This is a genomic window from Burkholderia sp. PAMC 26561 (genome assembly GCF_001557535.2).
Lineage (GTDB): Bacteria > Pseudomonadota > Gammaproteobacteria > Burkholderiales > Burkholderiaceae > Caballeronia.
Genome location: NZ_CP014306.1, coordinates 26,966 through 45,880 on the forward strand (window position 1 = coordinate 26,966; position 18,915 = coordinate 45,880).

The 18,915-nt window shown below is 59.7% G+C and carries 20 protein-coding genes; 8 read left to right on the top strand and 12 right to left on the bottom strand.

The window, feature by feature from the left end:
• The first annotated feature begins 92 nt into the window (after positions 1-92).
• Positions 93-701 carry a BspC domain-containing protein gene (locus AXG89_RS00145; protein ID WP_062167054.1) on the top strand — a complete coding sequence of 203 codons (609 nt, stop codon included), beginning with the start codon at positions 93-95 and terminating at the stop codon, positions 699-701.
• 91 nt (positions 702-792) lie between these two features.
• On the opposite strand, the gene AXG89_RS00150 is transcribed toward AXG89_RS00145, so the two are convergent.
• Positions 793-1,983 carry a M14 family metallopeptidase gene (locus AXG89_RS00150; protein ID WP_062167056.1) on the bottom strand — a complete coding sequence of 397 codons (1,191 nt, stop codon included), beginning with the start codon at positions 1,981-1,983 and terminating at the stop codon, positions 793-795.
• A gap of 42 nt (positions 1,984-2,025) precedes the next feature.
• On the bottom strand, positions 2,026-2,805 hold the full coding sequence (gene yaaA, locus AXG89_RS00155; RefSeq protein WP_061999813.1) for a peroxide stress protein YaaA: 780 nt from the start codon (positions 2,803-2,805) through the stop codon (positions 2,026-2,028).
• A gap of 56 nt (positions 2,806-2,861) precedes the next feature.
• Between yaaA and AXG89_RS00160 the strand changes: the two genes are divergently transcribed.
• Positions 2,862-3,353, top strand: a complete 492-nt coding sequence (locus AXG89_RS00160) for a putative toxin-antitoxin system toxin component, PIN family (protein WP_062167058.1) — start codon at positions 2,862-2,864, stop codon at positions 3,351-3,353.
• Between the two features lie 40 nt (positions 3,354-3,393).
• Positions 3,394-4,575, top strand: coding sequence for a pyridoxal phosphate-dependent aminotransferase (locus AXG89_RS00165; RefSeq protein WP_062167059.1), 1,182 nt, complete (start codon positions 3,394-3,396; stop codon positions 4,573-4,575).
• 4 nt (positions 4,576-4,579) lie between these two features.
• Here the strand turns inward: AXG89_RS00165 and AXG89_RS00170 are convergent, their stop codons facing one another.
• Entirely contained in the window at positions 4,580-5,239 is a 660-nt protein-coding gene (locus AXG89_RS00170; RefSeq protein ID WP_062167061.1) for a glutathione S-transferase family protein, read from the bottom strand.
• A 116-nt stretch (positions 5,240-5,355) separates the two neighbouring features.
• On the opposite strand from AXG89_RS00170, the gene AXG89_RS00175 reads away from it, so the two are divergent.
• The 5 genes from AXG89_RS00175 to AXG89_RS00195 all read left to right on the top strand — a co-directional run bounded on the left by AXG89_RS00175 (position 5,356) and on the right by AXG89_RS00195 (position 10,827).
• Complete coding sequence (locus AXG89_RS00175) at positions 5,356-6,897, top strand: 3-hydroxyacyl-CoA dehydrogenase (RefSeq protein ID WP_062167063.1); 1,542 nt, start codon at positions 5,356-5,358, stop codon at positions 6,895-6,897.
• Positions 6,894-7,682 carry an oxepin-CoA hydrolase, alternative type gene (locus AXG89_RS00180; RefSeq protein WP_062167065.1) on the top strand — a complete coding sequence of 263 codons (789 nt, stop codon included), beginning with the start codon at positions 6,894-6,896 and terminating at the stop codon, positions 7,680-7,682. Before AXG89_RS00175 ends, AXG89_RS00180 begins: the two co-directional genes overlap by 4 nt.
• Positions 7,679-8,407: a histidine phosphatase family protein gene (locus AXG89_RS00185; protein ID WP_236873349.1), complete on the top strand. Its 729-nt coding sequence runs from the start codon at positions 7,679-7,681 to the stop codon at positions 8,405-8,407. The genes AXG89_RS00180 and AXG89_RS00185 overlap by 4 nt, the downstream gene beginning before the upstream one ends.
• Before the next feature lie 82 nt (positions 8,408-8,489).
• The gene (locus tag AXG89_RS00190) at positions 8,490-9,590 is read left to right on the top strand and encodes a phosphotransferase (protein WP_062167067.1); all 1,101 of its coding nucleotides are present in this window, start codon (positions 8,490-8,492) and stop codon (positions 9,588-9,590) included.
• Positions 9,591-9,612: 22 nt separating this feature from the next.
• Positions 9,613-10,827: an acyl-CoA dehydrogenase family protein gene (locus tag AXG89_RS00195; RefSeq protein ID WP_062167069.1), complete on the top strand. Its 1,215-nt coding sequence runs from the start codon at positions 9,613-9,615 to the stop codon at positions 10,825-10,827.
• A gap of 62 nt (positions 10,828-10,889) precedes the next feature.
• On the opposite strand, the gene AXG89_RS00200 is transcribed toward AXG89_RS00195, so the two are convergent.
• From AXG89_RS00200 to AXG89_RS00240, 9 genes are all read right to left on the bottom strand, one after another.
• Positions 10,890-11,342 carry a MaoC family dehydratase gene (locus tag AXG89_RS00200; protein WP_062167071.1) on the bottom strand — a complete coding sequence of 151 codons (453 nt, stop codon included), beginning with the start codon at positions 11,340-11,342 and terminating at the stop codon, positions 10,890-10,892.
• A complete protein-coding gene (locus tag AXG89_RS00205; protein ID WP_061999822.1) occupies positions 11,339-11,797 on the bottom strand; it encodes a MaoC family dehydratase in 459 nt (152 codons plus the stop codon). Before AXG89_RS00205 ends, AXG89_RS00200 begins: the two co-directional genes overlap by 4 nt.
• Before the next feature lie 31 nt (positions 11,798-11,828).
• On the bottom strand, positions 11,829-12,950 hold the full coding sequence (locus tag AXG89_RS00210; RefSeq protein WP_062167073.1) for an acyl-CoA dehydrogenase family protein: 1,122 nt from the start codon (positions 12,948-12,950) through the stop codon (positions 11,829-11,831).
• A 10-nt stretch (positions 12,951-12,960) separates the two neighbouring features.
• On the bottom strand, positions 12,961-14,157 hold the full coding sequence (locus AXG89_RS00215; protein ID WP_062167075.1) for an acyl-CoA dehydrogenase family protein: 1,197 nt from the start codon (positions 14,155-14,157) through the stop codon (positions 12,961-12,963).
• 69 nt (positions 14,158-14,226) lie between these two features.
• Entirely contained in the window at positions 14,227-14,697 is a 471-nt protein-coding gene (locus AXG89_RS00220) for a DUF1178 family protein (protein WP_062167077.1), read from the bottom strand.
• A 209-nt stretch (positions 14,698-14,906) separates the two neighbouring features.
• Positions 14,907-15,533: an NUDIX domain-containing protein gene (locus AXG89_RS00225; RefSeq protein WP_061999826.1), complete on the bottom strand. Its 627-nt coding sequence runs from the start codon at positions 15,531-15,533 to the stop codon at positions 14,907-14,909.
• Positions 15,534-15,610: 77 nt separating this feature from the next.
• Positions 15,611-15,907 carry a DUF2818 family protein gene (locus AXG89_RS00230; RefSeq protein ID WP_062167079.1) on the bottom strand — a complete coding sequence of 99 codons (297 nt, stop codon included), beginning with the start codon at positions 15,905-15,907 and terminating at the stop codon, positions 15,611-15,613.
• Complete coding sequence (gene nuoN / locus AXG89_RS00235; protein ID WP_061999828.1) at positions 15,907-17,385, bottom strand: NADH-quinone oxidoreductase subunit NuoN; 1,479 nt, start codon at positions 17,383-17,385, stop codon at positions 15,907-15,909. The genes AXG89_RS00230 and nuoN overlap by 1 nt, the downstream gene beginning before the upstream one ends.
• Positions 17,386-17,409: 24 nt before the next feature.
• Entirely contained in the window at positions 17,410-18,900 is a 1,491-nt protein-coding gene (locus tag AXG89_RS00240) for an NADH-quinone oxidoreductase subunit M (RefSeq protein WP_061999829.1), read from the bottom strand.
• Positions 18,901-18,915 lie beyond the last annotated feature (15 nt).

Consider the following 18,915-nt stretch of genomic DNA (forward strand, 5'->3'; position numbering starts at 1 on the left):
CGGCCAGCCTGCTAAAGAATTTGATATAAGATGGAACTCCTGCTCACTGTCAGGCCTCTTACGTGCCTGATGTCTCTTTAGTGCCCAACCCGATGGATAGTATTCAAGTACCGCGTCGACTGCTTCGGCTGGTCGGCCGGCTGGTAGCGATCGCATCCGTAGCGACAATCACGTCAGCCCTTTTCAACGCCACTGCGTTCGCCGATACGGTCGACGACCGCAATGAGCTCGTCAATCACTTCGTGACCGACTTCAACGCCAATCCCTTGATGGCCGATTGCGCCGCGCACGGCAGCTTCGTCGCGAGTACATCGACGGCGTTTGATCGCGTCGAATTTCCAGCGAGTTCGTTCGATGCCGCGCATGGCAGCATCGTCCCGTGGAATGATTCGTTCGATGATCACAAGCAGCGGATCAAGGTTGATAACGTGGTGACCGTCGAGGGGCTCGGCGTGTCGAAGGACGGTGACACAACGCCACCGACACTCAAATTTCGATGCGGCTACGTAGGCAGCCAGATGCTGGCGTTCGGCTGGAATGACCCGGTGCCTGCGGCCAGACCGCGTGCCGAACCACGATCCGGTCACAGCGCTCGCGGCAAGCACAGCGCCGTCAAGGGCAAAGCCGGATCAAAGGGCAAGGCATCCGCTTCGGCAGCGAAGAAATCGTCCTCGGCCAAGTCGACGAAGAAGAAGCACTGACGCCAGGCAAAACAAAAGGACGAGATCGTCGCTTACGATCTCGCCCTTTCTTGAACGCGCTCCTGACCGCGCATCAGCCTGTCCGCGCGAGTCAGAACGCCTGCAAATGGCGCAAGATGGCCTGCAGCATCGCCGCGCCAAGCGCCGCACTGCGTTCCCCGTTCCATCCTACCCGCTCGTCCGGCAGGTTCGCGTTGTCCTTGAACGGCATTTCGAGCGTCAGAGACAAACACCCGAACTCATTGCCAACGTACTTCGACGCGAGCTTCAGCGCGTCAGTCTGGTACTTGTTGGCTTCGTAACCGTACACATCCTGAAAGTCAGGACTTGCCTGCTTGAAGCATTCGATAAACGCCTTCTGCTCCTCGGCCTGCTTTTCGGTGAACCCCGGCAACATCTCCGAGCCCGCCACGAACACGTAAGGCAGTGCTTCGTCGCCGTGAATATCGAAAAAAAGATCGCAGCCTATTGCGTGCATGGCGTTGCGTACCGCGAGCACTTCCGGGCTGCGCGCGCCGTCCGGCTCCATCCATTCGCGATTCAGGTTGGCACCTGCTGCGTTCGTGCGCAGGTTGCCAAGAACGCTGCCATCGGGATTCATGTTGGGCACGATGTGAAACACGGCGTGCTCGAAGACCAGGCGCGCGACCGGATCGCCGGCCCAGTCGCCCCACCCTGCCAGCCGTTTGATCAAACCTTCCACGAACCATTCGGCCATGGTTTCGCCCGGATGCTGACGCGCGATGATCCAGACGTTTTTCTTCGGCTCAAGTGTTATGTGATCTTCTTCGCCGTCTTCAGCTTCGTCTTCATCGTCTTCAAGCAAGCCCAGCGTCAAAAGTGCCATCGGGCGGCCTTGCACGGTGCGGCCAATTTCCGTGAGCGTGGCGTGCGGCATCTGCTGTACCGCGCCGATGAAACCTGCGTGCCGCTCTTCGCTGTACGGCTCGAAGTAAGCGTAATAAATGGCATCGAAATCGGGCGTGTGCTCGATCGTCATTACCCGGCCGTCATAACGGGTCGGCACCCGGAACCAGTTGATCCTGTCGTAGCTGGCGACCGCGCGATAGTCGCGCCAGCCGTCGGCAAACGCGCAGTCGGCGGCGTTTTCGAAGGTCAGGGTGAGCGCTACATCGCGGACGTTACCCACGCGAAAGTAGAACCACTGCGCGAAATCGGCGTGGCTGTCCGGGCGGATACGCAGGCGGATGTCGGCGGGGTTATCGGCGGAAACGACGTTGATCGCGCCCGCATCGAAATGACTCGTGATTGAGATGCTCATGACGCTTCCTTGATTTGTCCAGTGCTGCAGCAGGTCATTGCATCAAGCCCCAACGCGCCGGCGATACACATACGTGGCGTCAGTCGATGCTTTTTTATCGAACGCGTAGCCTTCGCTGCCGAAATCCTTGAGGCCTTCCGGTTCATCGATTCTATGCTGCACGGCGAACCGCGCCATCAACCCGCGCGCACGTTTTGCGTGAAAACTGATGATCTTGTACTGGCCGTTCTTCCATTCCTGAAACACGGGCGTGACGATTGGCGCGTCGAGCCGCTTCGGCTGCACCGACTTGAAATACTCGCCGGATGCGCAATTGATCAGCACCTTCGCGCCGCGCTGCTTTTTCATCTGCCCGTTGAGCGCCACCGTGATGCGATCGCCCCAGAACGCATAAAGATCCTTGCCCCGAGCGTTTGCGAACTTCGTGCCCATTTCCAGCCGATAAGGCTGCAAAAGGTCGAGCGGCCGCAGCAATCCGTAGAGCCCGGACAACACCCGCACATGGTTCTGCGCGTAGTCGAGGTCGGCCGCATGAAGCGATTTGGCGTCGAAACCTTCGTAGACGTCACCGTTGAACGCGAGCATGGCCTGCTTCGAATTGTCCTCACTGAACGTCGGCGACCAGTCGGCATAACGCTGAAAGTTGAGTCGCGCGAGCGGGTCGGAGATATGCATGAGACTGCCGATATCCTGTGGCGAGAGTTTGCGCAGCGCCTTGATGAGCTCGGCGGAATCTGCGGTGAATTCAGGCAACGTGTGCTTCGTCACGTGCGGCGGGGTCTCGTAGTCGAGCGATTTGGCCGGCGAGAGAACGATTATCATAGGGGCTCGCCGGCACGCTTGCCAACGATGAAGACGGAAACCCTCGATTGTATCGAATGAAAAAATCCCCCGCGTGGCGCGCCGTGCTCGATTCGAATGTGTGGATCGACATTCTTGTTTTCGATGACCCCAATTCCCGCCCCATTCGCGCCGCGCTCGAAGCCGGCACGCTGGAAGCGTTGATCGATGCGCGTTGCCTGAAAGAACTGACGTATGTGCTGGACTATCCGCAATTCGTGCGCTTTGCCGTAGACAAGGCCCAGGCGCTGGAAACGGTTGCGCGGCTTTCTCGCCTGGTTGAAATCGAACCGCTACCCGAAGACACACCGCCGCTGCCGAAATGCAAGGACCGCGACGACCAGAAGTTTCTCGAACTGGCGCATGCAAGCAAGGCGGACTGGCTGGTATCGAAGGACCGGGCGCTGCTCAAACTTGCGAAACGCACCGCGCGTGATTTTGGCTTCCGGATAGCCCAGCCGGCGCCGTTCGTGACAAGCTTCAACGCGCAGGTCGAGGCCAATCCGGAAACGGACGCAATCGACGTTTAAAATACGACACATTCTTCCAGCGCAGCCGATCGAAACCACTATGAACGCCTCGCACGACCTTCCGCATTCCGCCGCCGTTCCTGCCATCACGTCACGTCTGCCGAATGTCGGCACGACCATTTTCACGGTCATGAGCGCACTCGCGACACAGACAGGCGCGGTCAACCTTGGCCAGGGTTTTCCGGATTTCGCCTGCGATCCGCGAATCGTGGATGCGGTGGCGAACGCGATGCGGGACGGCCACAACCAGTATCCGCCGATGGCCGGCGCCGCGCCGCTGCGTCACGCGATCAGCGAAAAGATCGAGCGGCTCTACGGTCGCAAATACGACGTGGATCGCGAAATCACGGTGACGGCCGGCGCCACGCAAGCCATCCTGACGGCCATCCTGTGCTGCGTGCTTCCAGGCGATGAAGTCGTCGTGATCGAGCCGATGTACGACTGCTACGTCCCGGCTATTGAACTGGCGGGCGGCAAGCCGGTGTTTGTATCGCTGGAAGCACCCGACTACGCACTCCCTTTCGATAAGATTGCCGCAGCGATCACGCCCAAAACGCGCCTTCTGATCGTCAACACGCCGCACAACCCGACGGGCCGTGTCTGGCGCGCCGCCGACATGCAAAAGCTCGACGAAATCATGCGCGGCACCGACGTGCTGATCCTCTCCGACGAAGTTTACGAACACATGGTCTTCGACGGCGCGCCGCACGAAAGCGTCTCGCGTTATCCGGACCTGGCCGCGCGCAGCTTCGTGGTATCGAGTTTCGGCAAGACGTTTCATGTGACGGGCTGGAAGGTCGGCTATGTCGCTGCGCCCGCGGCTCTTACGGCCGAGTTCCGCAAGGTACATCAGTTCAACGTGTTCACCGTGAATACGCCGATGCAGGTCGGCATTGCGGAGTACTTGAAGGACCCGTCGCCTTATATGGATTTGCCGGCTTTCTACCAGCAAAAGCGCGACTTCTTCCGCGCGGGCCTCGCGAACTCGCGCTTCAAATTGGTGCCCTGCGACGGCACGTATTTCCAGTGCGTCGACTATTCGGCCATCAGCGACTTGCCCGAAGCGGAATTCTCGCAATGGCTCACGAGCGAGATCGGCGTAGCGGCCATTCCAGTATCCGCGTTTTATCACGAGAGCCACGAATCGGGCGTGGTGCGTTTTTGCTTCGCGAAAAAAGAAGCAACGCTGCGCACCGCGCTCGAACGCCTCGCGAGCCTGTAGAACTTCAGATCTTCGGCAGTTCTTTTTTCTGCGCGTCCATGAACGCCAGCCGGTCGGCCGTCACTTTCTGTGCGGCCGGCCGTTCCCCTACGCGCCTGTTGTGCGCCTTCCAGTCGATACCCGCCTCCAGCAGGAAATCCGCGCCATAAACCGCTTTTGTCGTCAGCCCGACGAGCGGCAAATTCACGAATGCACTCACATCGGCGATACTGAAGGTCGTGCCAAGCGCGTACGGTTCGAACTTCGCAATCCGCTTGAGTCCCGCTACGCCGTGACGGAGCCGTTTTTCGGCACGCGACTTCGTGTAATCGGTGACGGTGCCGCCAAAAAACGCCTGCTTGTAGAGATCCCGCGCGACGAGTTCCAGATGCAACTCGATGAACGCAATCATCTCGCGCTCCTTGGCGGCAGTGAACGGATCGGCGGAAAAGATGGGCTTGTCCGGATATGCGCTCGCCAGATATTCGATGATCACCTGTGACTCGCACAGCGATCCGTTCCCGGTCTCGATATACGGCACCTTACCGAGAGGCGACTGAGCGAGTGTCGCTTCATCCTGGCCAAAATTGGCCCGCACTTCCTCGAACGCAATGTCGTGTTCGAGCAGCACGAACTTCACCTTGTTCACGTAGTTGGACAGCGGAAAACCATACAGCTTGAGCATCGCGAGTCTCCTGAACGTCTTTCGTTTTTAATAATGCATGCAATCGACGGCCTTCGAGGCCATCTCACTAACAGCACGACCGTGCTAATCTAGCAAAATAAGGAGTGAGACACACCATGAGTTTTCGCGACACAGTGATTCGAACGTTGGGCGTGGTCGGCAGCGGCGCGATGGGACGCGGTATCGCGCAGATCGCGGCGACGGGCGGCTTGACCGTACGTCTCTTCGATGCCAACAAGGAAGCCATCACGGCCGCTCGCGAGTATCTCGCCGATACCCTGAACAAACTTGCCGCAAAAGGCAAGCTCACCGAAGCCGAAGCGCACGAGGCGCTGGCCCGCATTCATGCGGCGGAGGCAATCAGCGACCTCGCCGATTGCGATGTCGTGATCGAGGCGATAGTGGAAAAGCTCGATCCCAAGCGCGAGTTGTTCCGCGAGCTGGAAGGCATCGTTCGCGACGATTGCATCCTGGCGTCGAACACGTCGTCGCTTTCCATTACCGCGATCGCCGCCGGATGCACGAAGCCCGAACGCGTCGTCGGCCTGCATTTCTTCAACCCCGTGCCGCTGATGAAAGTGGTCGAGGTGATTGATGGATTACGTGGCGACCCCGCCGCCGGTGACGCGCTCATGGCGCTCGGCCGCCAGATGGGCCATACGCCGGTGCGCGCGAAGGACATGCCGGGGTTCATCGTGAATCACGCCGGGCGTGGCATGAACACCGAGGGATTGCGGATCGCCGGCGAAGGCGTGGCGAGTTTTGCCGATATCGACCGGATCATGCGCGAGCAGGCCGGCTTCAGACTCGGACCGTTCGAGTTGCTCGACCTGACCGCGCTCGACGTTTCGCATCCGGTGATGGAGTCGATCTATCACCAGTTTTACGAGGAACCAAGATTCACGCCGTCGCCGATTACCGGGACGCGGCTTGCCGGCGGGTTGATCGGGCGCAAGGTCGGCGAAGGTTTCTATAAGTACGTCGATGGCAAGCAGCAGACGCCCGAAGAAGCGCCTGCGCCGACCACGCTGCCGCGGCGCGTCTGGGTGAGCCGTGCGTCGGTCCAGGCGCGCGAGGAAGTGTTCCGGCTGATCGCGAAGATGGAAACGAATGTGACCATCGATACCGGCGGCACGCCCGCGCCGGATTCGCTGATCATCGTGACGCCGCTCGGCCACGATGCAACCACGGCATGCGTCGCGGAAAAGCTGGATGCGTCGCGTACGGTTGCCATCGACACGCTGTTCCCGCTCGCCGATGCCAACCGCCGCACCATCATGACCACGCCCGCGACCACGGCCGAGTTCCGCGACGCCGCGCACGCCCTCTTCGCTTTCGACGGCGTTCCTGTCACCGTGATCCGCGATTCCACGGGGTTCGTTGCGCAACGCGTCGTGGCGACCATCGTGAATATTGGTTGCGACATCGCGCAGCAGCGTATCGCTTCACCCGCCGATATCGATCTCGCCGTGACGCTCGGGCTGGGGTATCCGCGTGGTCCGCTCGTACTCGGCGACGCACTCGGTGCGACGACCATCCTCACCATTCTGCGCAACATCCAGGGCGTGCTGGGTGACCCGCGTTATCGCCCGTCGCCGTGGTTGACGCGTCGCGCACAGCTTGGCCTGTCACTCACCTTCGATGAGGCAGCAGAATGAGCGCCGAACTGCTCTCCGCGCGGCCGGCCGAAAGCGACACTACGCTCGTTCTGAAGCTGTCCAATCCGGGCGCGCGCAACGCGTTGCACCCGGATATGTACGCAGCCGGAATCGAGGCGATGAACACGGCCGAGCGCGATACATCCGTGCGCGCGATCGTGCTGACCGGCGCCGACAACTTCTTTTGCGCCGGCGGCAACCTGAACCGCCTGCTTGAAAATCGCGCGAAGGACCCATCGGTGCAAGCGGCGAGCATCGACATGCTGGGCGAATGGATCGTGGCGCTGAGGTCATCCACAAAACCGGTGATCGCGGCCGTGGAAGGCGCGGCAGCGGGCGCGGGCTTCTCGCTCGCGCTGGCGTGCGACCTGCTCGTCGCTGCCGATGACGCCAAGTTCGTGATGTCGTACGCCCGCGTGGGCCTCACGCCCGATGGCGGCGGCTCGTGGTTCCTCACGCGCGCCTTGCCACGTGCGCTTGCCACCGAGATCCTGCTTGAGGCCAAGCCGATCGGCGCCTCACGTTTGCACGAAGCCGGCGTGGTGAATCGCGTGACGAAACCCGGCGCGGCGCTCGATACCGCCATCGCCTGGGCCGACGAACTCGGCCGCATGGCGCCGAAAGCGCTGGCGCAGATCAAGACGCTGATCGCATCGGCTGAAACGCAATCGCTTGCCGAACAACTCGACGCCGAACGCGACGGTTTTGTCGACGCGCTCCATAACGGCAACGCGCTCGAAGGCATCAACGCGTTCCTCGAAAAGCGGCCACCGCTCTACAAATGATGACCACACCCTACGAACTCCCAAAACGCCGCCGCATCTTCCTGATGCGGCACGGCGACGTGACGTATTTCGATGCAACCGGCCGCGCCATCGATCCAATGGGCGTGCCGCTCAATGAACGCGGCCGCGACGAAGCGACCGCGGCCGGAAGCGAGTTCAAGGCGCAGCAGATCCGCTTCGACAAGGTCATTGTCAGCGGTCTGCCGAGAACGATCGAGACGGCACAGCGCGTGCTGGCTGAAACGGGTCAGGAAATCGAAATCGATGTCTGGCCGGAATGGGAAGAGATCCGCGGCGGCCGATTGAGCAACCTGCCCGCGAAGGATATCGAGCGCGCGTTTCTCAGCGTGTTCGACGGCATCGTGCCGGAGACAACCACGTTCCTTGGCGGCGAGACCATCGGCGAATTGCTGGATCGTGTGTTGCCGCCGCTGCAACGGCTGCGGGACGATTTATCCTGGGACACCGCGTTGCTGGTATTGCACGGCGGCGTGAATCGCGCGTTGTTGTCGCACGCGATCACGGGCGGCGGACGCATGTTCTTCGGGCATCTGTCGCAGACAACGGGATGCATCAACGCGCTCGATATCGGCGACAAACCCGGCGACTGGGTCATCCGCGCGCTGAATCATTCGCCGCCGTCGCCCCTTCACGCAAGCGCGCGCAACACGACCATGGAATTGCTCTACGAACAATTCGTGCGATACACGTCAGCCCTGAAGTAACCGCGCAAGCAGCGACAACAGCGCTTCGAAGCGCGACGCTGCATGTGGACCAGCCTATGAACGCAATCCGGAGGAGACAACGATGGCTTCAAACGACGCGCCCTTGCCCGTACAGCAGGATTTCTCGGCGTTCGAAGGAACGCGGCCCGTCAACGAGCGCCAACAGTTCGACATGGAAGCGCTGTCAGCGTGGCTTGAAACGCATATCGAAGGTTTCGTCGGGCCAGTCAGTGTCGAACAATTCGCCGGCGGCCAGTCGAACCCCACGTTCAAGCTGATCACGCCCTCGCGCAGTTATGTGATGCGGTCAAAGCCGGGACCGGCGGCGAAGCTGTTGCCATCGGCGCATGCCATTGATCGTGAATACCGCGTGATGGATGCGCTTGCCGACACGGACGTACCGGTTGCGAAGATGTTTGCGCTATGCGATGACGAAAGCGTGATTGGCCGCGCGTTCTATTTGATGGAGTTCATCGAGGGCCGCGTGTTGTGGGACCAGGCGCTGCCGGGCCTGACGCCCGCCGAGCGCGGCGCCATCTACGATGAAATGAATCGCGTGATCGCAGCTTTGCATTCGGTCGATATCATCAAAGCGGGTCTGGACACCTACGGCAAGCCGGGCAACTATTTCGAGCGCCAGATCGGCCGATGGAGCAAGCAGTACCTTGCGTCGCAAACCGAACCCATCGAAGCGATGAACAAGCTGATCGAGTGGCTGCCGAAACATATTCCGCGCGGCGGCGAAAGCGTGTCGATTGTTCATGGCGACTTCCGGCTCGACAACCTGATCTTTCACCCGACAGAACCGCGCGTTCTCGCCGTGCTCGACTGGGAGTTGTCCACGCTCGGCGATCCCCTCGCCGACTTTGCCTATCACTGCATGGCGTGGCATGTCGATCCGACGCAATTTCGCGGTATCGGCGGACTCGACTGGGCGGCGCTCGGCATTCCGGACGAACAGACTTACGTCACGCAATATCTCGAACGCACCGGCCTGAGGATCGAAGGCGACTGGAATTTCTACCTCGCCTACAACATGTTCCGCATCGCCGCGATCCTGCAGGGAATCATGAAGCGCGTGAGCGAGGGCACAGCAGCGAGCGCACAAGCGATCGATGCAGGCAAACGTGCCAGGCCGATGGCCGAACTCGCATGGTCTTACGCGCAAAAAGTGACCGGATAAAACATCAGGAACAGGAGACGAGATGAATTTCGACTACACGCCGAAAGTGCAGGAACTGCGCCACAAGCTGGCCGCTTTCTTCGATGAACACATCTATCCGAACGAGCGCGCGTTCAATCAGGAAATCGCGGCAAACCGGGCAAAGGGCGATGCGTGGATACCGCTTGAGTTGATCGAAACGCTCAAGCAACACGCGCGCGATGCCGGCCTGTGGAATCTCTTCCTGCCCGAATCGGAACGTGGCGCAGGGTTAAGCAATCTGGAATACGCGCCGCTTTGCGAGATCATGGGACGCGTGCCTTGGGCGCCCGAAGTGTTCAATTGCGGCGCGCCCGACACGGGCAACATGGAGACCATCGAACGTTATGGCAGCGATCAGCACAAGCAGCAATGGCTCGAGCCGCTGCTGCAAGGCGAGATCCGTTCGGCGTTCCTGATGACGGAGCCGGACGTGGCTTCGTCGGATGCGACCAACATCCAGTGCAGCATCGTGCGCGATGGCGACAGCTATGTGATCAACGGTCACAAGTGGTGGTCATCGGGTGCGGGCGATCCGCGCTGCAAGGTGTTTATCGTGATGGGGAAGACCGATCCGGAAGCGCCAAAACATCAGCAACAATCGATGATCCTCGTCCCTGCGGATTCATCGGGCATTACGGTGCATCGGCCGCTTTCGGTCTTCGGTTACGACGACGCGCCGCATGGCCACATGGACATCACGCTTGAGAATGTGCGCGTGCCGGCATCGAATGTATTGCTTGGCGAGGGGCGCGGATTCGAAATCGCGCAAGGGCGTCTTGGGTCCGGACGCATTCATCATTGCATGCGCTTGATCGGATTAGCCGAGCGCGCGCTCGAACTCATGTGCAGACGGACATCGCAACGGGTTGCATTCGGCAAGCCGATCGCAGCGCATGGCGTAACGCAAGAGCGCATTGCCGAGTCGCGGATCATGATCGAACAGGCGCGCTTGCTCACACTGAAAGCGGCCTACATGATGGACACAGCCGGCAACAAGGGCGCCCGCGGCGAGATTGCGATGATCAAGGTCGTTGCGCCGAACATCGCGTGTCAGATCATCGACTGGGCGATTCAGGCGCATGGGGCCGGGGGTGTGTCGGACGACTTCCCGCTCGCTTATGCGTACGCGCACGCACGGACATTGCGCCTCGCCGATGGACCCGATGAAGTGCATCGGAATGCGGTCGCAAAACTTGAATTAGCCCGGTACGCGTAAGCGTTGAGCAATGCGGTGACTTCTTTGACGGCTCCGAAAAAGAAGTCACCGGGACGCGAACTTCAGAAATAGTGCCGTGTAATAAACTCAGCGACACAGACCGGTTTCTCAGCGCCTTCTTTCTGGATAGTCACGCGCCAGATCACCTGCACGCCGCCCTGCTCCACGTCAGTCACCTTCTCAGCCAAGAAACGCGCTCTCAACTTCGAACCAACCGGAACCGGTGACATGAACCGGACCTTGTTGGTGCCGTAGTTCACGCCGAGTTTCTGCTGCAGCGGAACGCATTGCTCAAGCCATTTCGGCACGAGCGCCAACGTCAGGAACCCGTGCGCAATCGGTCCGCCAAAGGGCGACTCTTTGTTCGCCCGTTCAACGTCGACGTGAATCCATTGATGGTCGTCGGTGGCATCGGCGAACCGGTTCACGCGCGACTGATCTATTTCCAGCCACCCGCTCACGTATTCCTCGCCGCCCTCCGCGGCTTTCACATCTGCTGCTGAGGCGAGCGTCATTGCGTATTTTCCGGACGACGCAGCCCGAATATCGCCGCCGAATCCACCGTCAAGACCAGCTCGCCATTCTGGTTATAAGCTTCCCAACGCGTTCCGACAATGCCTCGATCCGGCTTGCTTTCGGAAACACGCTTGCTCAACACGCGCACCGTCAACCGCACGGTATCGTTCACGCGAACCGGCTTGAGCCAGCGGATGTTGTCGAGCCCGGGCGAGCCCATAGATGTAGAATCGGCCAGCATGTCGCGCACGAGAATGCCCATCATCGCGGAGCAGGTGTTCCATCCGCTCGCAACCAGTCCGCGAAACGGCGATGCTTCGCCGCCCGCTTCGCTCAGGTGAAAAGGCTGCGGATCATAACGTCCGGCGAAATCGATGATCTCCTCTTTCGAAAACGTATGCGCGCTGAGTTCGGCTACATCGCCGACGTTGAAATCCTCATAGCTGAATGTCATCCCCATTCTCCTTTTATGAAGCGTCGATTATTCAAACGTTAGTGTCGGCGAATCCTGGCAGCGATGCAAACCGCTCCAGATGATGATCGACGTCGCCCAACGTTGTCTCGATGATCGACAAGCGCTTGAACCAGTGTGCCGCCGCGACTTCATTAGTTACGCCCATCCCGCCGTGAAGTTGCACGGCCTGCTGACCGACGAAACGTGCCGCCTGACCGACCCGCACTTTCGCTGCAGAAATCGCGCGACGGCGTTCGTCCGCGTCATTGCTCGTGTAGCGGGCAGCCGCCAGATACGTGATCGAACGTGCTTGCTCAGCGTGGATCAGCATCTCGACCATGCGATGCTGCAACGCCTGAAACCGTGCGATGGGCGTGCCGAACTGCTTGCGTTCCTTCGTGTACTCGACCGTCGCGTGATTGAGCGCATCGAGCACGCCGACGGCTTCGGCGCAGAGCAGGAACGTCGCGTAATCCGCGATATGTTCAAGTGTCGCGGCCCCGGTTTGCGCATTGCCCAGGCGTGTGGACGGCGTGCCCGTGAATTTCAAGGAAGCGGCACGCTGGCCATCGATCGTCCGGTATTCAGTGATCGCCACGTTGCCCGAATCGCGCGCAACGGCGAACAGGGCAACTTCGCCATTCAGCCTTGCGGGCACGATCCATACGTCGGCCTGTGCGCCGTGTTGGACCAGCGACTTTTCACCGTTCAAGGTGAATTGGTCGCCCTGGATCTGCGCCGTGGTTGCGATGGAAAACAGGTCATGGCGCGCATGCGGTTCATGAAACGCCACGGCAAGTTTGATCTCGCCGGCAGCCGCGCGCTCGAGCAAGGCGTTCGCGTACTGATCGCCAACAAGCCGCAACGCTTCGATACCCACCGCCGTCGACCAGTAGGGCTCGACGACCAACGCACGCCCGAGTTCCTGCATCACAACGAGCATGTCGACCGGACCACCATCGAATCCGCCACGCGCTTGCGGCGCGGGCAAAGCCGTAAGGCCTAATTCGGAGAAGGCAGTCCAGTGTTTTGCATCGACACCTTCCCTGGATGCCACGATCTTTTGGCGGGCATCGAACGTGTATTCCTTGTCGAGATAACGGCGCAAGGCATCACGGAATTGCTGTTGTTCATCGGTGAAATTGAAGTCCATGTGCCGCTCCTCACAAGCCCAGAATCATCTGCGCGATGATGTTTTTTTGAATTTCGTTCGAACCGCCATAGATCGATGTCTTGCGGAAGTTGAAGTAGTATGCGGCGAGCGGCGCCGCGTCGTCATCGCCTGCGAGACTGTGCTCCCGTTCGCCTTCGAGATACTCGGGATCGAACGCGGCGGCCTGGGGTCCGATGGCTTCAACCATCAACTCGGTCAACGCTTGCTGGACTTCGGTGCCCTTGATTTTCAGCATCGATGCTTCCGGGCCCGGCCCGCGGCCATTCGCTTCGCTCGCGACCACGCGCTGCACGGTCACTTCAAGCGCCATGATCTCGATTTCGAGCGCCGCGATCTTTGCAGCGAACACAGGGTCCTTCAACAACGATGCTCCGCCCTTCTTCTGATCAGTGGCAAGTCGTTTGAGGAACACCAGTTCGCGCTTGGACTGCCCGACGCGTGCGATGCCCGTGCGTTCATGCCCGAGCAAATACTTCGCATACGTCCAGCCGCGATTTTCTTCGCCGACGAGGTTTTCCATCGGCACTTTCACGTCTTCGAAGAAGACTTCATTGACTTCGTGGTCTTCGTCGAGCGTGATGATGGGACGCACGGTGATGCCGGGCGTTTTCATATCGATAAGCAAGAACGAGATGCCTTCCTGCTTCTTCGCGCCGCTGTCCGTGCGCACGAGGCAGAACATCATGTCGGCGAACTGGCCGAGCGTGGTCCAGGTCTTCTGGCCATTGACCAGATAGTGGTCGCCCTGACGTTCGGCGCGCGTTCTCAGCGATGCCAGATCGGAGCCCGAACCGGGTTCGGAATATCCCTGGCACCACCAGTCGGTGCCATCGAGAATGCGCGGCAAGTAATGGGCTTTTTGCGCATCGCTGCCGTATTTCATGAGGACCGGTGCGACCATCGATACCCCGAACGGCAACACGCCTGGCGCACCAATACGCGCGCATTCCTCATCCCAGATATGGCGCTGCGTGGCGTTCCAGCCCGGACCGCCAAATTCCTTCGGCCAGGCGACGACAGACCAGCCGCGCGTGCCAAGCAGCTTGTGCCAGCTCGCGTAGTCGTCGCGGCTTAAACGTTTGTGATCGAGTACCTTGGTCCGCAAGGCTTGCGGCAGATTGGCGTCGAGCCAGGCGCGAATGTCGGCGCGAAACGCGTTGTCCGCGGGGGAATAGTTCAGGTCCATGCGCTCTCGTCTCCTGTCATGACCCGGGTCGGCCACGAGGAGACGTGCGCTAAGCCAACGGGCGTCGGCTTATTGCAGCGGCTCTTTCAGTGCGGCCGGCACGGGCAGCGGCATCACGTCGATGCCTTCTTCCATCAATGCGTGCGCATCTTCAGGCGTAGCGACGCCGCGAATATTGCGCGCCGGCGCTTCGTCGTAATGCATGCGCCGCGCCTCTTCGGCAAAACGGTCGCCCACGTTCTCGGTCTTCGCGAGAAATTCCCGCATGAATTGCAGCGCACGCGCCTGGGCCGCCTGATCCGGCTGCTGCGGGGCCGCTTGCGGCGTAACGCTGCTGCCGCTGCTTGCCTGCTCGGTTCGGTCGGAACGTGTGGTGGACAGGTTCAGCCGCGGTGCCGATGGCATGCGGCTTACTTCAGTCGTGGAACACACCGGACAAGCCACGAGCTTGCGCGACAACTGGGATTCAAACTCATCGGACGAAGCAAACCAGCCTTCAAACCGATGGTCGTGCGAGCACTTCAAGTCGAGAACCTTCATGCTAATCAGGGCTTGCCAGAAAGTTTAATCGCAAAAGCGCGTTTTGTGAACGGTCGTTCGTAAATTTGCGTCTGCGACTTTTGGATGAATCGAGAAAACAGGTGGTCGATTTTAGCCCGCTGGTCCTTCGCGCGCTTGATGGCGTTGTTTTTGATGAAACGCACAAACGCAAAAGCGGCCCGCAGGCCGCTTTTTTTCTCTCGATTTGCTTATTCGCTGACCGGATCGCCTAGTTTCCACTCGCCCGACATCACCTTCTCGAGCCAGAAGCTGCCGATGATCGTTTTTACATCGCTGATCTGGCCGCTCTTGATCCACTCGAAGATTTGCGACCGATCCGCAATGAACGTCTCGAGGAACTCGCCCTCGTCCAGCTTGTTCTCGCCCGCAGTCAAACCGCGCGCCAGATACAGGTCGATGAACTCGGTCGAGTACGAAATCACTGGATGAATTCGGGTCAGGAAGAACCATTCACGCGCCGTGTAACCCGTTTCCTCGTGCAATTCACGTTTCGCGCAAGCGAGCTCACTTTCGTTGGGATCGAGCTTGCCGGCGGGATATTCGAGCAGCACCTTGCGGATCGGATACCGATACTGCCGCTCGAGCAGCACGCGGCCGTCGTCGAAAAGAGGCAGGATCATCACCGCGCCCGGATGCTCGACGTACTCGCGGGTGGCGTGTTTCCCGTCGGGCAGCTCGACTGTATCGAGTTTCAGCGTGAGGAATTTACCCTGATGCAGCAACTTGCTTTCGACCGTCTTCTCGATCAGGCCGGCATCGGAATCAGGGAAAGAGTCGGCGGAATGCTTGGGGTCGAGGGAAGAACTGTCAGCCATCATGCGCCTTGAAGGAAACGCGTCAAACGACGAACCCGGCGCCAACCGCGTGGATCAAGCCGCGACGGCCGTGGCCGTCAGCGGCGCTTGACGAGATATTGGAAAGCGAAACCGGGGAACGCGAGCACAAGAAAGAGGCTGAACGTCACGGCGTAAAACTGCCAGCCCTGCTCAAAACGGTTTCCGGCACGCGCCTCAAGCATAAAGCCGAGCGCGCCCACGACAAAATAAAGCACGATCAATTCCGCGAGGCGAATCCACGGGCTTTTCTTCGTTGCCTTGATTGGCACGACGGCGAAGATGCGTTGATTCGCAAACGGAAGGTTGGCGCCGACCAGCGCCAACAACACGATAAACCAGCCCGCAGCCGACATTACAACTGGAACGGCAAGGTATGGGTGATCGCCGTCAGGCAAGCGTTCATCAACGGACCCGGCACAATGCCGAGCACGAGCACCGCAAGACCGTTGAACGCGAGCAGCGCGCGCTTGAGGTTGTCGGCGACGATCGGCGATGCGTCCGTCGGTGCATCGAAGTACATCAGCTTGACGATACGCAGGTAGTAGAACGCCCCCACCAGCGACGACATCACGGCGAGCACTGCAAGCCACGTAAGACCGGCGTTCATGGTCGCTTCCAGCACCGCGAGCTTGGCGTAGAACCCGACCATCGGCGGGATGCCAGCGAGTGAGAACATCATGATCATCATCACGAACGCGAACACCGGGCTACGCTGGTTCAGGCCCTTGAAGTCATCGAGCGTTTCGGCTTCGAAGTCCTTGCGCGCCAGCAGCATGATCACGCCGAAGGTACCGAGCGTGGTGATCAGGTAGATGATGCTGTAGAACATCGCCGAGCTGTAGGCACCGGCCGCGCCATCGGCCTTGCCTTCGACCACGCCCGCGAGCATGCCCAGCAGCACGAAGCCCATGTTCGAGATTGCCGAGTAAGCCAGCATCCGCTTGATGTTCTTCTGCACGATACCCGTGACGTTACCCACGATCAGCGACAGCGCGGCAAGGATCACCAGCATCTCTTGCCAGTCGACTGCCAGCGGCAACAGCGCCATCACCAGGAAACGCAGACCCCACGCGAAGGCCGCAGCCTTCGGGCCGCCACCAGTGATCAGCGTCATGGCAGTCGGTGCGCCCTGATAAACGTCAGGCACCCACATATGGAATGGCACCGCGCCCATCTTGAACGCAATACCCGCGACAACGAAGATCACGCCGAACAGCAGCACCGCGTCGTTGATACGGCCAGTTGCAATGGCCTTCGCCACTTCGTTCAGTTCAAGCGAACCGGTCGCGCCGTAGAGCATCGAGATGCCGTAGAGCAGGAAACCGGAAGCCAGCGCGCCAAGGACGTAATACTTCATTGCGGATTCGTTGGCCTGCGGCGAGTCCTTTCGCAACGCGATCACCGCGTACAGCGACAACGACATCAGTTCCAGCCCGAGATACAGCGTCAGGAAGTTGTTGCCCGAGATCATCACGCACTGGCCGAGCAGCGAGAACAGGCCGAGCAGGAAGAAGTCACCGCGGAACAGATCGCGATCTTCAAGATACTTGCGCGAATAGATGATCGATACCGCGAAGCCGAGCGTCACCACCGCTTTCATTGCGCTGGCGAACGGATCGACGACGTACATGCGCGTGAAGAAATAATGCGGCGTGGGATCGAGTGCCTGGACGGCGAACCACAGGCCGACCACGATCGTCGAAATGACCGAGATGAAATAGGACGTTTGCCGGCTCTTCACGCCGTAGATGGTGTCGTTCAACCACACTACGACGACCATCAACATCAGCAGTCCATCGGGTAACAGGGCACTCATTGGGGCATTTTGCATGATCTTTTATTTCCTCCGCACGCGTTACTGGGCCAGCGGCAGTTTCGACTGCGCGACGTGGGAGAGGAGATTTTCCACGGATGCGTGCATCACATCGGTGAAAGGCTTCGGGTACAGGCCCATGTACAGCGTAAATACAGCAAGCACGGCCAGCATGAAGAATTCGCGCTTGCTGATGTCCTTCAGCTTGGCGACGTTTTCATTGGCAATCGCGCCGAAGTGCACGCGCTTGTACATCCACAGCGTGTACGCCGCGCCGAGAACCAGCGTGAACGTTGCCAGGAAACCGATCCAGAAGTTGAACTTCACTGCAGCCAGGATCACCATGAACTCGCCGACAAAACCCGACGTACCTGGCAGGCCGCAGTTGGCCATCGCGAACAACATGGCGAATGCCGCAAACTTGGGCATGACGTTGACCACGCCGCCGTAATCCGAGATCCGGCGCGAGTGCATGCGGTCATACAGCACGCCGATACACAGGAACATCGCGCCCGAGACGAAGCCATGCGAAATCATCTGGATGATCGCGCCTTCCATGCCGAGCGTGCTGAAGATGAAGAAACCGAGCGTGACGAAGCCCATGTGCGCAATCGACGAATACGCGACCAGCTTCTTCATGTCTTCCTGCACCAGCGCCACGAAGCCGATGTAGATCACCGCGATCAACGACAGCGTGATCACCACGGGCGCCAGGAAATGGCTGGCATCCGGCGCGATGGGCAACGAGAAGCGGATGAAACCGTACGCGCCGAGCTTCAGCATGATCGCGGCCAGCACGACCGAGCCGCCCGTCGGCGCTTCCACGTGGGCGTCAGGCAACCACGTGTGGACCGGCCACATCGGCACCTTCACGGCGAAGGCCATGAAGAACGCGATGAACAGCAATATCTGCGGCGTGAAGCCGATCTTCAATGCATGCCAGGTGGCGATATCGAACGTGTGCGTCTGCGTGTACAGGTACAGCAACGCGATCAGCATCAGCAACGAGCCCATCAGCGTGTACAGGAAGAACTTGAACGCGGCATAGACCCGGTTCGCCCCGCCCCACACACCGATGATGATGTACATCGGAATCAGCGTGGCTTCGAAGAACACGTAGAACAACATGCCGTCGGCGGTCGAGAACACGCCGATCATCAGGCCCGACAAGATCAGGAACGCAGCCAGGTACTGCGACACGCGCACCGTGATGACTTCCCATGCCGCGATCACCGTGATGACGGTGATCAACGCGGTCAGCACGACAAACCACATTGAAAGACCGTCGACACCCAGGTGATACGAGATGTTGAAGCGCTGGATCCAGCTCACGTTTTCTTCGAACTGCAGCGCAGCCGATGAATTGTCGAAGCCGGTAATCAAGGGAATGGTGACGATCAGGCCCAGGATCGAGCCGATCAGTGCAAGCCAGCGCGACGGCGCCGGATTGCTGTCATTGCCTACCGCCAGTACAAGGATACCGACAATGATCGGTAACCAGATCGCGAGACTAAGGATTGGAAAAGAGTGCATAGATAGGTGTCCCCG